Genomic DNA, 16,391 nt, shown 5'->3' with positions numbered 1-16,391 from the left:
GGGGCAGCTCTCAGCTCTCGAACACGATCTCCGGGAACGGCTTCTCCTGCGCGCCGGCGAGGGTCGCGACCAGCTCGGCCGCGATCGCCGCGTAGGCCTTGCCCTCCGGGCTCGCCGGATCGGTGGCGATCGGGCGACCGTTGTCGGACGCATCGCGGATCGCGCGGGTCAGCGGGATGCGGCCGAGGAACGGGACCCCTTCCGCCTCGGCCTCCCGCTCGCCGCCGCCGTGGCCGAAGATGTCGGTCTCGGTACCGCAGTTCGGGCACACGAAGGTCGCCATGTTCTCCACCATGCCGAGGACCGGCACCTTCACCGCCTCGAACATGTTGGTCGCCTTGCGCACGTCGATGAGGGCGAGGTCCTGCGGCGTCGTCACCACCACCGCGCCCGTCAGCGCGACGCGCTGGGAGAGGGAGAGCTGGATGTCGCCGGTCCCGGGTGGCAGGTCGATCAGCAGCGCGTCGAGCGGCCCCCACTGCGTGTCGCGCACGAGCTGCATGAGCGCGCCGGTCACCATCGGCCCGCGCCACACCACGGCCTTGGCCGGATCCACCAGAAAGCCGATGGACATGACCTTGACCCCATGCGCCTCCAGCGGGATGAAGGCGCCCTTGGGCCGGTACCCCTCCGCGCCGAAGAGGAGAGGGATGGACGGGCCGAAGATGTCGGCGTCGACGAGCCCGACGCGCCAGCCGAGGGCCGCCAGCGAGACCGCGAGGTTGGCCGAGACGGTCGACTTGCCCACCCCGCCCTTGCCGGACCCGACGGCGATGATGCGCTTCACGCCGGCGAGGTTGTCCGGCCCTTCCCCGGCCCCCGCCGTGCCGCTCGCCGCCGGACGGCCGGACGGAGGTGCGGCGCGGTGCGCGGTGGCGGGGCGCGCGGCCGGGGCTGCCGGCGGCGGCGCCGTGGGTGCGGTAGCTCCCGTGGGTGCCGACCGCGCGCCGCCGACGAGGCGCCGGGCCTTGTCGAGCAGGCCGGGGCGCGAGGCGGGCGCGGGCTCGGACGTGCCGTCGCGCTCGTCCACCACCGCGGCGAGGACGTCCGTCACGCCCTCCAGCGCCCGGATGGCCGCCTCGGCGGCGCTGCGCGCACCCTCCATGGCGACGGGGTCGTGGGAGGCGAGCGCGAAGCCGACGCGTCCGTCCTTCACCACCAGCGAGCGGATCCGCTCCCGCGAGACGAGGTCGCCCCCGTCGGGGTCCGGCACGGTGGCGAGCACCGCCAGCACCGATTCGCGTGAGACCATGGGCCGTTCTCCTCCTCGCCGCGGGCTCGCCGCTTCGGGCGGCGCAGCCGGGCGTTTCGTTCGCATTCAACGCCGGCATAGCGGGGTTTGCCGGTCGCATCCCCTCTTCTTTCGTGCCGTCCGGTACGTCAACGCGGTTGACGCGCCGTCTCAAGCCGTGAAGATGCAGCCCCCGGAACGATTGCCGTGATGTCCAAACCGTTGTCCCGCCCGTGACCCGCAGCCTTGAGCGCATGGCCTTCGTGGCCGCGGAAACCGCCGAGGCCCGGACCGCAGCCCAGACGCTCACCGACCGCTACGGCTCTTACGAGCCTGATGATGCGGACGTCATCGTCGCCCTCGGCGGCGACGGGCTGATGCTGTCGTGCCTGCACCGTTTCATGTCCACCGGCAAGCCCACCTTCGGGATGAACCGTGGCTCGGTCGGCTTCCTGATGAACGACTTCGCGCTCGACCGCCTGCACGAGCGCATCGCCGCCGCCGAGATGACGACGATCCGCCCCCTCCACATGCGCGCCACCAACGTGCGCGACGAGGTGTTCGAGGCACGGGCGATCAACGAGGTCTCGATCCTGCGCCAGACCTACCAGGCCGCCAAGCTCGCGATCCACATCGACGAGCGCCCGCGCCTGCGCGAGCTCATCTGCGACGGCATCCTCGTCGCGACGCCGGCGGGATCGACCGCCTACAACCTCTCCGCCCACGGCCCGATCCTGCCGATCAACGCGCAGCTCCTCGCGTTGACGCCCATTTCGGCATTCCGGCCCCGGCGCTGGCGCGGCGCGCTCCTCCCCGCCCACGTCACGGTGACGATCGAGGCGCTGGAGCAGAACAAGCGGCCCATCGCCGCCGCCGCGGACCACGTGGAGATCCGCCAGGTCGCCCGCGTCGAAGTGCGCGAGGACCGCGACGCGAGCTGCGTCATCATGTTCGACCCGGATCACTCGTGGGACGAGCGCATCCTCGCCGAGCAGTTCATGTACTGATGCCCGCCGGGCGGTTCAGGCGGCGCTCGCCGCCGGCAGTCCGGCGGCCACGCACCGCCTCAGTCCCGCGGCGAACATCACCGCGGCGTCACTGAGCGGCGCGTCCCGGCGGGTGATGAGGCCGAACCCCGCGATCGTCAGCACCTCCGTGCAGGCGAGCTCCGCGAGGAGGCCGGCCCTGATGTGGTCCCGCGCCACGGCGATCGGCAGCAGCGCGATGGCGTCCGACTGCTGCACGAGGTGGAGGATGCCGAAGATCGACTCCGCCTCCACCACGTTCGTCGGCCGCCGCCCGACGCGATCGAACGTCGCATCCAGCGTGCGGCGGGCGGGCGTCGCGGTCGGTTGCAGCACCCAAGGCTGGTCGATGAGGTCCGCCGGCGAGAACGGTCCGCCGGACGAGAGCAGCGCATGCCCCGCCCGCACCACGATGGCGAGCGGCTCGTTCGACAGCGGCTCGAACGCGAACATCGTCCGGTGGCGCGGGTCGCTGACGCGGCCGACCGCGAGGTCGAGGTCGCCGCGCTCCAGGAGCCGCAGGATCTGGTCGCTGGTCTCGCCGACGAGGCGGACCGTCAGGTGCGGGCGCGCGCGCTTCACGTCCGCCACCGTCGTCGCCACAAGATCGGGCGCGGAACCCATGATGGCGCCGACGACGAGCGTGCCGTAGCCGCCCTGACGCATCGCCAGGAACCCCTCCTCGAACCGCTTCAGCCGGCCGAGCTGCTCACGGGCGTGGGCGACGAAGAGCTCGCCCATCTCGGTCACGCGCATGCCGCGCGGCTCGCGCACGAAGAGCGGGCATCCGACCATCGCCTCCACGTCCATCAGCATCTTGGAGCCGGTGGACTGGGTCATGTTCAGCGCCTCGGTGGCGCGATGCATGGTCCCGTGTGCCGCCAGAGCCTCCACCAGCGCAAGATGCCGAAAGCGCAACGTTTGGATGAAGTTGCTCATCAGAGCAGGCGCACCGATCGTGATTTGCGATTGCAGCATGGCACAATCTCATTGGATTGGCACCAGTCCTTTCGGTCAATTGCGCCATCGATCCGACAGAGATCAGGCAATTCAGGGAGCCACAATTCATGGCCGTACCAGTGATCCGGCACGTCCGGGCCAGCGTCGTTCGCGGCGGCGGAGCGGACTACCACGACCAGGGCGCCGACCACTGGATCGACGACAACATTTCGACCCCGATGTCGAAATATCCGCAGTACCGCGCGAGCCGTCAGTCCTTCGGCATCAACGTGCTCGGCACCCTCCTCGTCGAAATCGAGACCGACACCGGGCATCGCGGCTTCGCCGTGACCACCGCGGGCGAGCCCGGCGCCTACATCGTCGAGAAGCACCTCGCCCGCTTCCTCGAGGGCCGCAAGGTCACCGACATCGAGCTGATGTGGGACCAGATGTACAACGCGACCATCTACTACGGTCGCCGCGGCCTCGTCCTCAACGTGATTTCCGGCGTCGACCTCGCCCTGTGGGACCTGCTCGGCCAGGTGCGCCAGGAGCCGGTCCACGCGATGATCGGCGGACCCGTCCGCGACGAGATCACCTTCTACGCCACCGGCGCGCGCCCGGACCTCGCCAAGGAGATGGGCTTCATCGGTGGCAAGATGCCGCTGCGCTTCGGCCCGGCACAGGGCGAGGAAGGCCTCAACGAGGCGGTCGAGCACGTCGCCCGGATGCGCGAGAAGGTCGGCCCCGACTTCTGGCTCATGTACGACTGCTGGATGAGCCTCACGGTCGAGTACGCGACGCGCCTTGCCAATCGGCTCGACCCGATCGGCTTCAAGTGGATCGAGGAGTGCCTCTCGCCCGACGACTACTGGGGCTACGCCGAACTCCGCAAGAACGTCCCGCGCGGCATGCTGGTCACCACCGGCGAGCACGAGGCCACCCGCTGGGGCTTCCGCATGCTGATGGAAATGGACTGCTGCGACATCGTGCAGCCGGACGTGAACTGGTGCGGCGGACTCACTGAATTAATTAAGATTTCGGCGCTGGCCGACGCACACGGCAAGCTCGTCGTCCCGCACGGATCGAGCGTCTACTCGTACCACTTCGTCTGCACCCGGCAGAACAGCCCGTTCGCGGAGTTCCTCATGATGGCACCGAAGGCCGACAAGGTCGTCCCGATGTTCTCGCCCATGCTCGAGGGCGAGCCGGTGCCCGTGAACGGCAAGATCAAGATGTCGGAGCTCGACAAGCCCGGCTTCGGCGTGACCCTCGCCGAGGGGCTGACGCTCGAACGTCCCTACACGCACTGACCGGCCGCGGCGGCGGCTCACCCGCGGGGCGCTGCGGCGACCCGCGAGGCCGCCCCGCGCCCCTGCCCACAAAAATCTTCTAGGAGGAAGACCCGATGACGATCCTGAAATCCGCACGGATGACCGTGGCGGCGCTCCTGGGCACGGCGATGCTCGCCGGTCCGGCGTTCGCGCAGACGACGATCCGTCTCGCCCACCACCTGCCGGAAAGCTCCGAGCAGCACGTCGCCGCGCTGCGCCTGAAGGAACTGGTCGAGGAGCGCTCGGGCGGCGAGCTCCAGATGGAGATCCTCCCCGGCGGCCAGCTCGGCGGCCAGCGCGAGATCATCGAGGGCGTCCAGCTCGGAACCATCGAGATGGGCTTCGGCGAGAGCGGCCTGTACTCCAACTACGTGCCCGCCTTCGGCATCCTGACCCTTCCCTACCTCTACACCGGCCCGGAGCACTGGGCGGCGGTCGTCGACGGTGACATCGGTCAGACGATGGCGAGCCAGCTCGAGGACGCCACCGGCCTCGTCATCGCCAACTGGATGCTGTCGGGCTACCGCGACACCTACACCACCGACCGCGTGATCGAGACGCCGGCCGACTTCGCCGACCTCAAGATCCGCGTGCCGGAGAGCCCGGTCTTCATCGAGACCTTCAAGGCCCTCAGCGCCCAGCCGACGCCGATCCCGGCCCCGGAGATCTACACCGCGCTCCAGTCGAACGTCGTCCAGGCGATGGAAGGCACCCCCGAGGCCGGCTTCACGCAGCGCATCTACGAGGTGACCAAGCACCTCAACAAGACGCGCCACATCCTGTTCGACGGCTCGTTCGTCACCTCGCGGATGTTCCTCGACGGCCTCTCCGAGGAGAGCCAGAAGATCCTGCTGGAATCGGCCGCCCAGGTCGCCGACGAGCAGCGTGAGGCCCACCTCGGCCGCGAGAAGGACTGGTTCACCAAGCTCGCCGAGACCGGCATCGAGATCCACGAGGTCGATCCGGAGCCGTTCCGTGAGGCGCTGACCCCGCTGCAGGACACCTTCGCCGAGAAGGCCGGCGCCACCGACGCGCTCGCCCAGATCCGCGAACTCGGCGGAGAGTGACCCTGAACCCGGGCGACGCCCAGCGACGGAGCACGCTCCGTCGCATGGCGGACTGGACCGCTGCCGGTATGGCGGCGGTCCTTACGGTCGTCTTCGCGGTCATGATCGCCCTGGTTTTCCTCCAGGTGGTCGACCGCTTCGTCCCCTGGTTCTCCTACTTCTGGACCGAAGAGGTGGTGCGCATCCTCCTCGTCTGGTCCGTCATGATGGGCCTGCCGGTCGTGCTCTACATCCACGGTGAGATCATCGTGGACATCCTGCCGCTGCCCCCGAAGGCGACCATCTGGCGCCTGCGCCTCGCGACGCTCCTCGGCGCGATCTTCCTCGGCTTCCTCGCCTGGTACGGCTACGCCTACGCGGCGCGCTCCGTGAACTTCATGCTCCCGACGCTCGGCATCTCCCGCGCCTGGGTCTACGCGCCCATCCCGCTCGGCGCGGCGCTCGGGATCATCGCCCTCCTGTTCCGCCGCGAAAGCGGGGCGGACGCCTATCCGACCCAGATGGGCGACGACAACCCGGTGCTTCCCACATGACCGTCGCCGTCCTCTTCGCGCTCTTCACGGTGCTCCTGATCGTCGGCGTGCCCATCGCCTTCGCCATGGGCCTCTCGGCGGTCACGGTCGTGCTGATGTTCATGAACGTGCCGCTCGTCCTCCTGCCGCAGCGCTTCTTTTCCTCCCTCGACTCCTTCCCGCTGATGGCGATCCCGCTCTTCATCCTGGCGGGCAACCTCATGAACGTCTCCGGGATCACCGCGGCGATCGTGCGCTTCGCCTCCGCCCTCATCGGCCACATCCGCGGCGGCCTCGCACAGGTGAACATCGCCACATCGCTGATGTTCTCCGGGATCTCGGGCTCGGCGGCGGCGGACGTCGCGGCGGTCGGCTCCATGCTGCTGCCGGCCATGAAGAAGGAGGGCTACAAGCCGGAGTGGTCCGCGGTGATCACCGCGGCGTCGGCGATCCTCGGCCCCATCCTGCCGCCGTCGCTCCTCATGGTGCTCTACGGCGCGATGACCGGGCAGTCGATCGGTACCCTCTTCCTCGCGGGAATCCTGCCGGGCCTTGTCATCGCCCTCTTCCTGATGGCCCTCACCTGGTGGAAGGCCGACACCATCGGCGGCCAGAAACATTCGCGCGCCACGAAGGCCGAGATCGGCCGCGCCTTCCTCGCCGCGCTGCCGGCGCTGGTGCTGCCGGTCCTCATCATCGGCGGCATCCAGTCCGGCGTCTTCACCGCCACGGAGGCCGGCGTCCTCGCGGTCGTTTACGCCCTCCTCTACGGGTTCGTGACCGGCAAGCTCGGCCCGGGCCTCGCCTGGCACCACCTGCGCGACGCGGCCATCGCCACCTCGTCGATCCTCATCATCCTCGGCGGCGCGGCGCTGTTCTCCTGGATCATCGCCCGCGAGGGCTTCCCGGCACAGATCGCCGAGGCGCTGACGACGCTCACCTCGAACCCGTACCTCGCGCTCGGGCTCATCGTCGTGGCGCTCCTGATCCTCGGCATGTTCGTCGAGACGATCTCGGCCCTCATCCTGGTGACGCCGATGCTCGCACCCATCGGCGCCGCCTACGGGATCGACCCGATCCACTTCGCGATCGTGACGATCATCTCGGTGCTGCTCGGCTCGATCACGCCGCCGGTGGCGATCATCCTGATCCTTGCCTGCCGTATCGGCGGGGTGGACTATGCCAAGGTGATCCGCCCCTTCATCCCGTATTTCCTCATCATCCTCGCCGGCCTCGTCGTCATCACCTACGTGCCGGCCGTCACGCTCGCAGTCCCGCGCCTGTTCGCAGGCTACGGCGGCTGACCCCAAGGAGACCCCGCATGAACCACATCGATCTCGCAGGCCGCGTCGCCGCCGTCACCGGCGGCGCGCAGGGGATCGGCCTCGCCGTCGCCAAGCGCCTCAAGGCCGGCGGCGCGAAGGTCACCATCTGGGACCGTGACGAGAAGCTGGGCCGCACCGCGGCCGCCGAGCTCGGCGCCGACTTCCGCGTCCTGGAGCAGACCGACGAGCTCGCCGTCTCCTCCGTGGTGAAGAGCGTCGAGTCCGACTTCGGCGCGGTCGACGTCCTCGTCGCCTGCGCCGGCATCGCCGGCGCCAACGCGCCGGTGAAGGACTACGACCCGGCCGAGTGGCGCCGCATCATCGACATCAACCTCAACGGCGTCTTCTACCTCAACCGCGCCGTCGTGCCGGGGATGATCGCGCGCGGCTACGGACGCATCGTCAACGTCGCCTCGATCGCGGGCAAGGAGGGCAACCCGAACGCCTGCGCCTACTCCGCCTCCAAGGCGGGCGTGATCGCGCTGACGAAGTCACTCGGCAAGGAGTGCGCCGGCTACGACATCGGCGTGAACTGCGTCACGCCCGCCGCCGCCCGCACCCGCATCTTCGACCAGATGAGCCAGGAGCACATCGACTACATGCTCTCGAAGATCCCGCGGAACCGCTTTCTGGAAGTCGACGAAGCGGCTGCTATGATCGCCTGGCTCGCCTCGGCGGATAACTCCTTCACCACCGGCGCGGTGTTCGACCTCTCGGGCGGCCGCGCCACCTACTAAGACGGACCACTTCATGAAACTCCTGCGCATCGGCGAACCGGGCAAAGAGCGCCCCGCCGTCCTCGCCCCCGACGGAACCGCACGCGACCTCACCGGCATCGTCGACGACATCGCGGGCGACGCCCTCACCCCGGCCGGCCTCGACCGCCTCCGCGCGGTCGACACGGACTCGCTGCCCGCCCTCCCCGAGGGCCGTATCGGCCCGTGCGTCGCAGGCGTCGGCAAGTTCATCTGCATCGGCCTCAACTACGCCGACCATGCCGCCGAAAGCGGCATGGAGGTGCCGAAAGAGCCGATCATGTTCATGAAGGCCAACTCGGCAATCTGCGGCCCGAACGACACCGTGCTCGTCCCGCGCAACTCCACCAAGTGCGACTGGGAAGTCGAGCTCGGCGTCGTCATCGGCAAGCCCGGCGCCTACATCGCACCCGATGACGCAATGACCCACGTCGCCGGCTACTGCGTCGTCAACGACGTCTCCGAGCGCGCCTTCCAGATCGAGCGCGGCGGCCAGTGGGTGAAGGGCAAGTCCGCCGACACCTTCGGTCCGATCGGGCCGTGGCTCGTCACCGCCGACGAGGTCCCCGACCCGCAGAACCTCGCCATGTGGCTCGAGGTCGACGGCCACCGCTACCAGGACGGCTCGACCAGGACGATGGTGTTCGGCGTCGCCCACCTCGTCAGCTACCTGTCGCAGTTCATGTCCCTGCAGCCGGGTGACATCATCTCCACCGGCACGCCCCCCGGCGTCGGCATGGGCCAGAAGCCGCCGGTCTACCTCAAGGGCGGCGAGAGCATGTCGCTCGGGATCGAGGGCCTCGGCACCCAGACCCAGAAGGTCGGCAACGCCTGACAGGCCGCGGCGCGAAGCACCGCCCTGCCGTCCCGCGGGCCGTGCCGCGAAATGCGAGGGGGGTTCCCCCCTCGCGCTCCCTCCGTCTCGCCGACGGGCAGGCGTTCAGGTCGGACGCCCGCTGAAGAAGCGGCCATCCGCTCTGAACACCTGATCCAGCCTCGGTCGGGCTGCGGCCGCGTCAAGGGTGAAGGCTTCGCCCGCGCTGCGCGCGCCCTTGACCCGGCCGCATCCCTCGGCGCCGTGCCTCTGGCGAGGAGGATACGTCCGGTGCCGGGGGCGTTGCGCGGGCGTCCCGCCGGACAGGGCTGAGCCGCGGGGAGCGGAGCCGAAGGGGGCTGAGCCGCGGGGGATGCCATCCGGAGGACAGTCCGGCGGCTTGTCCGGGCGCCGTACGCGAGCCGGGCGGACGACGGGGTTACCGGGCGGCGATCGCCTCCTGGACGATCGCCGGCATGTCGGCCACATCCGCCTCCGCACCGAAGACGCCGCCGATGGCGATCAGCAGCGGACCGTCGTCGTTCGCCTCCTGCACCGCCGCCGGGAGGTTCGCCAGGCGGCCACGCCAGACGCGCTGGTTCGGCCGCGCCACATTCCACATCGCGACCGCCGGGGTATCGTCCGGAACGCCCGCCGCACGCGCCCGGTCGACGAAGGCCTCGCTCGTCCGTCCGCCCATGTAGACGACCGCTGTCCGCCCCTCGCCGACGATGGTCGCGACGTCGAGCCCGTCCGGCAGCTTGCCGTGGCGCGAGTGGCCCGTGGTGAAGCTCACCGTCTGGGCATGGTCGCGGTGGGTCAGCGAGGTCTGCAGGATCGACGCCATCGCCGACGCCGCGGTCACCCCCGGCACCACCGACACCTCGATGCCCGCCGCCCGCACCGCCGCGATCTCCTCCCCGGCGCGCCCGAAGATCATAGGGTCGCCCGACTTCAGGCGCACCACCGAGCGGCCCTGCCTGGCGAGGCGGATCATCAGCGCCGTGATGTCCTCCTGCTTGCAGGAGACGCGGCCGCCCCGCTTGCCGACGCAGATGCGCTTCGCCTCCCGCCGGGCAAGCTCAAGCACGTCGTCGGAGACGAGGTCGTCGAACAGGATCACGTCGCAGGCCTGCAGGGCGCGCAGCGCCTTGAGGGTCATCAGCTCGGCATCGCCGGGACCCGCGCCGACCAGCGTGACGCGGCCCGCCATCGACTCGGTGCTCGCCGCGTCGATCAGGTCGTCGACGTCCTCCGGCGGCGCGGCGTCGCCGAACGCGTGGTCGGCGAAGCGCTCCCAGAAGACCCGGCGCGGGCGGCCCATCTCCAGCCGCTCCATCACCCGCGCGCGCACCTTCGCGGCGAGCTTGCCCCAGGCGGCGAGGCCCGGCGGAAGCAGCGTCTCGACCCGCCGCCGCACAGCCTGTCCGACGATCGGCGCGGCACCGTCCGTCGAGATCCCGACCACCACCGGCGAGCGGTTGACGATCGAACCGAACTGGAACTGGCAGAAGGCCGGCTTGTCCACGATGTTGACGGGGACACCCGCCTCGCGGGCGGCGTTGTAGAAGGCCTCGGCCTCCGCGTCGTCCTGCGCGTCGCAGACGGCGATCGCCGCGTCGTCGAAGTCGGCGCGCGTCCAGGTGCGGGGCTCCAGCGTGAGGCTGCCGTCGGCCGCGCCGCGCGCAATCAGCGACAGCATGTCCTCGGACGGGTCGGCCGCGAAGATGTGGACGTCCGCCCCGGCGGCGGCGAGGACTTCCGCCTTCCAGGCCGCGGCCTCCGTGCCGCCTGCGAGCACCGCGCGGCGGCCCTTCAGCCCCAGAAAGACCGGAAGAACGGCAAGCTCTCCCAGTCGCTGCGGCTGAGCCTCAGCCGGTTGGCGCGAGCTGTCGTGCTGCTTCATCGGTCTTCTCACCTACGCTCAACAGGATCCTTGCGATCTCGTTCCGGCACGATCCACAATTCGTGCCGGCCTGCAACCTTTCGCCGATGTCGGCGACGGTGCGCGCGCCGCACCCGGCCGCCGCCACAATCTGGTTGGCGCCGACCCTGAAACAAGAGCAGATCGTCGGCCCCGGGTCGGGCTGATCCGCGCCCGGACGTCCCGCGAGGACGACCGAAACACCGGGAACCGGTTCGCCCAGGAGCCCCGAGACGAAGGAGCGCGACACCGCGACGGGCTGCCTTGCGAGAAACACCGCGCCCGTGAGCCGCCCGTCCGCGATCGCGGCGAAGCGGGCGGCGCCGGCGGCGGCGTCGATGACGCCGACGAGGTCCTTCGTGCCCAGAAGCTCCTCGGCGAGGGCGCGGGCGTCGGCCGTGTCGGCGTCGGCGAACTCCATCGCGGTGCCGCCGGCGACACGAGCCTTCGCCCAGTAGGCGAGCTCGCCCGTCCGGATGGGCCGGGTGGAGACGGCGTAGCCGAACACGCCGGCCTCGAACCGCTCGACGCGGGCGACCGAGAACTTCAGCGCAGGCTGGCCGGACACCGGGTCCACCTTCGCCTCGACGAGGCGGTCGACGCGCGCGTTGGCGCTCGTCTGGTCGGTCCAGTGCATCGGGACGAAGAGCGCCCCCTCGTCGACGCGGTCCGTCACCAGCGCCCGCACCACGACCGCCCCGCGCGGGCTCGACACGGCAACGAGGTCGGCCGCGCCGATGCCGTGCGCCGCCGCGTCGGACGGGTGGATCTCGACGAACGGCTCGCCCATGTGCGCCGACAGGCGCTGCGAGCGGCCGGTGCGGGTCATCGTGTGCCAGTGGTCGCGCACGCGCCCGGTGTTGAGGGTGAACGGGAAGCGGCGCGGCTTGGCGGCCGGCGTCTGCGGTACGGTGACGACGAACCGGCCACGGCGGGACGGGGTGTAGAAGCCACCCTTGGCGAAGAAGCGCGTGGCCGGAGCCCCGCCGGCGCGCACAGGCCACTGGACCGGAGCCATGTCCGCGTACGCGGCCTCGCCCTTGCCGGCGAGGCCGGAGATGTCGAAGTCGCGGCTGTCGTCGTTCTGTGCCCCGGAGAGGCGGGCGTACTCGTCGAACACCTCGTGCGGGCCGCTCCAGGCGAACGCCTCGCCGAAGCCCATCCGCTGCGCGACGTCGGCGACGATCTGCCAGTCCGGCCGGGCCTCGCCCGGGAGCGGCAGGAAGGCCCGCTGCCGGGAGATGCGCCGCTCCGAGTTGGTCACCGTGCCGTCCTTCTCGCCCCACCCGGCGGCCGGGAGCTTCACGTGGGCGTGCCGGAGCGTGTCGGTGGCGGCGACGACGTCGGAGACGGCGAGGAAGGGAACGCGCTTCAGCGCCTCCTCCACGCGGCCGGCGTCAGGGAGCGAGTCGGCCGGGTTGGTCGCCATCACCCACAGCGCCTTGATGCGCCCGTCGTGGACCGCGTCGAACAGCTCGACCGCCTTGAGGCCCGCCTTGTCGGCGATCACCGGGGCGTTCCAGAAGGACTTCACGATCCGGCGGTGGGCGGCGTCCTCGATGTCCATGTGGCAGGCGAGCATGTTGGCGAGGCCGCCGACCTCGCGTCCGCCCATCGCGTTCGGCTGGCCGGTGATGGAGAACGGCCCCGTTCCGACGCGGCCGATCCGGCCCGTCAGCAGGTGCGTGTTGATGATCGCGTTCACCTTGTCGGTGCCGCACGCGGACTGGTTCACGCCCTGGCTGTAGACGGTGACAGTCCGCTCCGTCGCCGCCACCATCGCGAAGAAGGCGGCGACGTCGGACGGCGCGAGGCCGGTCTCCTCGGCGACCCGGTCGACGGTCCAGCCGGCGACGTTGGCGAGCGCGGCGTGCCAGCCCTCGGTGTGTGCCTCGACGTAGCCGGTGTCGGTGAGGGCCGCGTCCGCGAGGTGCTTCAGAAGGCCGGTGAAGAGCGCGACGTCGGTGTCGGGCTTGAGCTTCAGGTGCAGGTCGGCGGCGACGGTGGTCGCGGTCGCGCGCGGGTCGACGACGACGATCCTGACCTCCGGCCGGGCGGCCTTCGCCGCCGCGATCCGCTGGAAGATCACCGGGTGGCACCAGGCCATGTTGGAGCCGACCAGCACCAGGAGGTCGGCCGCCTCGAGGTCCTCGTAGGTGCCCGGGACCGTGTCGGTGCCGAACGCGCGGCGGTGGCCGGCGACGGACGAGGCCATGCACAGGCGCGAGTTCGTGTCGATGTTCGCCGTGCCGATGAAGCCCTTCATCAGCTTGTTGGCGACGTAGTAGTCCTCCGTCAGCAGCTGGCCGGAGACGTAGAGGGCGACCGAGTCCGGCCCGTGCTCGGCGACCGTCCGGCCGAACGCGTCGGCGACCGCGTCCAGCGCGGCGTCCCAGGAGACCCGCCTGCCGCCGATCTCGGGGTGGAGGAGACGGTCTTCCAGGCCCACCGTCTCGCCGAGCGCCGAGCCCTTGGAGCAGAGGCGCCCGAAGTTGGAGGGATGGGTCGGATCGCCGGCGATCGAGACGGTGCCGTCCCGATGGGCGGTCGCGAGCACGCCGCACCCGACGCCGCAATAGGCACACGTCGTGGCAACGGCGTTCGCGGCGGCGGGCACGGTCGCCATCACGCGGCCCTGGCGTTCGGGAGGTCGACGAAGATCACACCGTCGACGACGTCGACCGCGACGGTCATGACGGACCCGCCGTCCGGCCCCTCGACCTCGCCGGTGACGAGGGAGACGACCGTGTTGTGCAGCGGGCAGGTCACGGACGTGCCGTGGACGATGCCCTCCGACAGAGGGCCGCCCCGGTGCGGGCAGCGGTTCTCGATCGCGTAGATGCGGTCGTCGGCGGTGCGGAACACGCCGATGCTGGTCCCCAGCGTCTTCACGCAGCGCGCGCCGAGCGGAGGAATGTCGCTCACGCGTCCGATCTTGACGAACGTGCTCACTCTGCGGGCTCCATGACGTTGGGCGGCGGAAACGCCGTGCCGATCTCGGCGAGGGGTCGGAACTCGGTGGCATGGCCGGCGGCGGAGGCCGCCCGCGCCGCCCAGGGGTCGTCCTGGGCGAAGCTCTGGGCGTGGACGAAGCGGGCGAGGTACTCGGCGCGGCGCCCGGCGTCCTCGGCGATATGGGCTCGCACGGTGTCGTAGCCGATCCGCTTGGCCCACTTGTAGATGCGCTCCAGGTAGTGCCCGCTCTCGCGGTACATCTGGACGAGGGCGGCGATGGTCTCGATCGCCTCGTCCTCGGTCGGAACCGAGCAGAGGACCTCGGTGCCCTTGATGTCGAGGCCGGCGGCTCCGGCGAAGTGGATCTCGTAGCCGCTGTCGACACACACCACGCCGACGTCCTTGCACGTCGCCTCGGCGCAGTTGCGCGGGCAGCCCGACACGGCGAGCTTCACCTTCGCCGGCGTCCACGCGCCCCACAGGAAGCGCTCCAGCCGGATGCCGAGGCCGGCCGAATCCTGCGTGCCGAAGCGGCACCAGGTGGAGCCGACGCAGGTCTTCACCGTGCGCAGGCCCTTGGCGTAGGCGTGGCCGGAGACGAACCCGGCCTTGCCGAGGTCGGCCCACACGGCGGGAAGGTCCTCCTTCCTGACGCCCAGCATGTCGATCCGCTGGCCGCCGGTGACCTTCACCGTCGGGATCGCGAACTTGTCCACCACGTCGGCGATGGCGCGCAGCTCGTCCGAGGTGGTGACGCCGCCCCACATCCGCGGCACCACCGAATAGGTGCCGTCCTTCTGGATGTTGGCGTGGACGCGCTCGTTGATGAAGCGCGACTGCTCGTCGTCCTCATACTCGCCCGGCCAGTCGGCCACGAGGTAGTAGTTGAGCGCCGGGCGGCACTTCGCGCACCCGTTCGCCGACGTCCACTCCAGCTCCTGCATGACGGCCGGAATGGTCTTCAGGCCCTTCGCCTTGATCAGGCGGCGCACGTCCGCATGGCCGAGCTCCGTGCAGCCGCACATCGGCTGGACGGCGGCGGGGTTGTAGGCCTCCCCCAGCGCGATCCTGAGGAGGTGCTCGACGAGGCCCGAGCACGAGCCGCACGACGCGGACGCCTTCGTGTGCGCCCGCACGTCGTCGATGGACCTGAGGTTCTTTTCGTGGATCGCCGACTCGATCCGTCCCTTACAAACGCCGTTGCAACCGCAGATCTCTGCGTCAGCCGGCAAGGCTGCAACGGCCACCGTAGGGTCCAGGGGGGTGGCCCCCGCGAACGCCTGGCCGAAAATGAGGGTCTCGCGCAGCTCGGAGACGTCGGCGCCGTCCTTCAGCATCTGGAAGTACCAGGCGCCGTCGGCGGTATCGCCGTAGAGGACGACGCCGAGGAGCCGGTCCTCCCTGATGACGAGACGCTTGTAGATGCCGGACGCCGCGTCGCGCAGGACGATCTCCTCGCGGTCCTCCCCGTCGGCGAAGTCGCCGGCGGAGAAGAGGTCGATGCCGGTGACCTTCAGCTTGGTGGAGGTGTGCGAGCCCCTGTACTCCTTCGCACCCGCCACGAGCTGGTCGGCCAGCACCGCCGCCATCTCGTAGAGCGGCGCGACGAGGCCGTAGATCATGCCGCGATGCTCGACGCACTCGCCGACGGCGTAGACGTCGGGGTCCGAGGTCCGCATCCGGTCGTCGACGACGATGCCGCGGTTCACCTCGAGGCCCGCGTCCTTGGCGAGCTGGGTGGAGGGGCGGATGCCGACGGCCATCACCACCATCGAGCAGTCGATGATGCGCCCGTCCTCCAGCTTCACGCCCTCGACCTTGTCGATGCCGAGGATCTCCTTGGTGTTGGCCTTGCAGACCACCTCGATGCCCCGCTCCGCCACCGCCTTCTCGAGGAGGTAGCCGGCGGACGGGTCGAGCTGGCGTTCCATCAGGGTCGGCATCAGGTGCAGGACGGTGACGTCCATGCCCTGCATCCTGAGGCCGGCCGCCGCTTCCAGACCGAGAAGGCCACCGCCGATGACGACGGCGCGCCCGCCGGTCTTCGCCCCCTCCAGCATCTTCTCGACGTCGTCGAGGTCGCGGTAGGCGAGGACGCCCGGCAGGTCGTGGCCCGGCACCGGGATGATGAACGGGCTGGACCCCGTCGCGATGATCAGCTTGTCGTACGCCGCGGTCGTCCCGTCCGCGGCGGTGACGGTCCTGGCCTCGCGGTCGATCGCGGTGACGCGCCGCCCCTGCAGGAGCGTCACGCCGCGCTCGGCGTACCAGGCCTCGTCATGGATGATGATGTCCTCGTACGCCTTTTCGCCCGACAGCACCGGGGAGAGCATGATGCGGTCGTAATTGACGCGCGGCTCGGCGTTGAAGATCGTGACGTCATAGGCGTCGGGCGCGGCCTCGAACAGGCGCTCCAGGGCCCGTCCCGGCGCCATGCCGTTGCCGATGACAACGAGACGCTTTTTCATTGTCGTAACTCCTCGAACGGTCGGCGCCCGGAGGGACGCGAA

12 protein-coding genes and 2 pseudogenes are annotated in these 16,391 nt (G+C 70.2%); 7 read left to right on the top strand and 7 right to left on the bottom strand.

What is annotated here, in order from left to right:
- Positions 1–10 precede the first annotated feature (10 nt).
- Together DLJ53_RS36630 and DLJ53_RS36625 are read right to left on the bottom strand one after the other, a co-directional pair.
- A pseudogene (locus tag DLJ53_RS36630) lies at positions 11–775 on the bottom strand (Mrp/NBP35 family ATP-binding protein); the annotation flags it as partial.
- Positions 776–1,054: 279 nt separating this feature from the next.
- A pseudogene (locus tag DLJ53_RS36625) lies at positions 1,055–1,252 on the bottom strand (iron-sulfur cluster assembly protein); the annotation flags it as partial.
- A gap of 212 nt (positions 1,253–1,464) precedes the next feature.
- On the opposite strand from DLJ53_RS36625, the gene DLJ53_RS06840 reads away from it, so the two are divergent.
- On the top strand, positions 1,465–2,238 hold the full coding sequence (locus DLJ53_RS06840) for an NAD kinase (RefSeq protein ID WP_425320955.1): 774 nt from the start codon (positions 1,465–1,467) through the stop codon (positions 2,236–2,238).
- A 15-nt stretch (positions 2,239–2,253) separates the two neighbouring features.
- Here the strand turns inward: DLJ53_RS06840 and DLJ53_RS06835 are convergent, their stop codons facing one another.
- Positions 2,254–3,234: a LysR family transcriptional regulator gene (locus tag DLJ53_RS06835; protein ID WP_211100544.1), complete on the bottom strand. Its 981-nt coding sequence runs from the start codon at positions 3,232–3,234 to the stop codon at positions 2,254–2,256.
- An 89-nt stretch (positions 3,235–3,323) separates the two neighbouring features.
- Between DLJ53_RS06835 and rhmD the strand changes: the two genes are divergently transcribed.
- The 6 genes from rhmD to DLJ53_RS06805 all read left to right on the top strand — a co-directional run bounded on the left by rhmD (position 3,324) and on the right by DLJ53_RS06805 (position 9,023).
- Positions 3,324–4,508, top strand: coding sequence for an L-rhamnonate dehydratase (gene rhmD / locus DLJ53_RS06830; RefSeq protein ID WP_111343394.1), 1,185 nt, complete (start codon positions 3,324–3,326; stop codon positions 4,506–4,508).
- A gap of 95 nt (positions 4,509–4,603) precedes the next feature.
- Positions 4,604–5,596: a TRAP transporter substrate-binding protein gene (locus tag DLJ53_RS06825; protein WP_111343392.1), complete on the top strand. Its 993-nt coding sequence runs from the start codon at positions 4,604–4,606 to the stop codon at positions 5,594–5,596.
- 68 nt (positions 5,597–5,664) lie between these two features.
- Positions 5,665–6,129 (top strand): TRAP transporter small permease, encoded by a 465-nt coding sequence (locus DLJ53_RS06820; RefSeq protein ID WP_162408966.1) that lies wholly within the window; start codon positions 5,665–5,667, stop codon positions 6,127–6,129.
- Complete coding sequence (locus DLJ53_RS06815; RefSeq protein ID WP_111343388.1) at positions 6,126–7,412, top strand: TRAP transporter large permease; 1,287 nt, start codon at positions 6,126–6,128, stop codon at positions 7,410–7,412. The genes DLJ53_RS06820 and DLJ53_RS06815 overlap by 4 nt, the downstream gene beginning before the upstream one ends.
- A 17-nt stretch (positions 7,413–7,429) precedes the next feature.
- On the top strand, positions 7,430–8,170 hold the full coding sequence (locus tag DLJ53_RS06810; RefSeq protein ID WP_111343386.1) for an SDR family oxidoreductase: 741 nt from the start codon (positions 7,430–7,432) through the stop codon (positions 8,168–8,170).
- Positions 8,171–8,183: 13 nt separating this feature from the next.
- Entirely contained in the window at positions 8,184–9,023 is an 840-nt protein-coding gene (locus DLJ53_RS06805) for a fumarylacetoacetate hydrolase family protein (protein WP_111343384.1), read from the top strand.
- A gap of 418 nt (positions 9,024–9,441) precedes the next feature.
- Here DLJ53_RS06805 and cysG read toward each other — a convergent pair whose 3' ends face one another.
- The 4 genes from cysG to nirB are packed head-to-tail and all read right to left on the bottom strand — an operon-like array spanning position 9,442 to position 16,349.
- Positions 9,442–10,908, bottom strand: coding sequence for a siroheme synthase CysG (gene cysG, locus DLJ53_RS06800; RefSeq protein WP_111343382.1), 1,467 nt, complete (start codon positions 10,906–10,908; stop codon positions 9,442–9,444).
- Positions 10,874–13,552 carry a nitrate reductase gene (locus DLJ53_RS06795; RefSeq protein WP_111343380.1) on the bottom strand — a complete coding sequence of 893 codons (2,679 nt, stop codon included), beginning with the start codon at positions 13,550–13,552 and terminating at the stop codon, positions 10,874–10,876. The genes cysG and DLJ53_RS06795 overlap by 35 nt, the downstream gene beginning before the upstream one ends.
- A complete protein-coding gene (nirD, locus tag DLJ53_RS06790; RefSeq protein ID WP_111343378.1) occupies positions 13,552–13,878 on the bottom strand; it encodes a nitrite reductase small subunit NirD in 327 nt (108 codons plus the stop codon). Before nirD ends, DLJ53_RS06795 begins: the two co-directional genes overlap by 1 nt.
- Entirely contained in the window at positions 13,875–16,349 is a 2,475-nt protein-coding gene (gene nirB / locus DLJ53_RS06785; protein WP_111343376.1) for a nitrite reductase large subunit NirB, read from the bottom strand. Before nirB ends, nirD begins: the two co-directional genes overlap by 4 nt.
- Positions 16,350–16,391 lie beyond the last annotated feature (42 nt).

This window comes from Acuticoccus sediminis, from assembly GCF_003258595.1.
GTDB lineage: Bacteria > Pseudomonadota > Alphaproteobacteria > Rhizobiales > Amorphaceae > Acuticoccus > Acuticoccus sediminis.
This window is presented reverse-complemented; position numbering and strand designations above follow the sequence as displayed.

Excerpts from the sequence above, each read along its gene's own strand:
- DLJ53_RS06835 (WP_211100544.1), bottom strand. The coding sequence starts at position 3,234 with ATGCTGCAATCGCAAATCACGATCGGTGCGCCTGCTCTGATGAGCAAC.
- rhmD (WP_111343394.1), top strand. The coding sequence starts at position 3,324 with ATGGCCGTACCAGTGATCCGGCACGTCCGGGCCAGCGTCGTTCGCGGC.
- DLJ53_RS06825 (WP_111343392.1), top strand. The coding sequence starts at position 4,604 with ATGACGATCCTGAAATCCGCACGGATGACCGTGGCGGCGCTCCTGGGC.
- DLJ53_RS06820 (WP_162408966.1), top strand. The coding sequence starts at position 5,665 with ATGGCGGCGGTCCTTACGGTCGTCTTCGCGGTCATGATCGCCCTGGTT.
- DLJ53_RS06815 (WP_111343388.1), top strand. The coding sequence starts at position 6,126 with ATGACCGTCGCCGTCCTCTTCGCGCTCTTCACGGTGCTCCTGATCGTC.
- DLJ53_RS06810 (WP_111343386.1), top strand. The coding sequence starts at position 7,430 with ATGAACCACATCGATCTCGCAGGCCGCGTCGCCGCCGTCACCGGCGGC.
- DLJ53_RS06805 (WP_111343384.1), top strand. The coding sequence starts at position 8,184 with ATGAAACTCCTGCGCATCGGCGAACCGGGCAAAGAGCGCCCCGCCGTC.
- cysG (WP_111343382.1), bottom strand. The coding sequence starts at position 10,908 with ATGAAGCAGCACGACAGCTCGCGCCAACCGGCTGAGGCTCAGCCGCAG.
- DLJ53_RS06795 (WP_111343380.1), bottom strand. The coding sequence starts at position 13,552 with ATGGCGACCGTGCCCGCCGCCGCGAACGCCGTTGCCACGACGTGTGCC.
- nirB (WP_111343376.1), bottom strand. The coding sequence starts at position 16,349 with ATGAAAAAGCGTCTCGTTGTCATCGGCAACGGCATGGCGCCGGGACGG.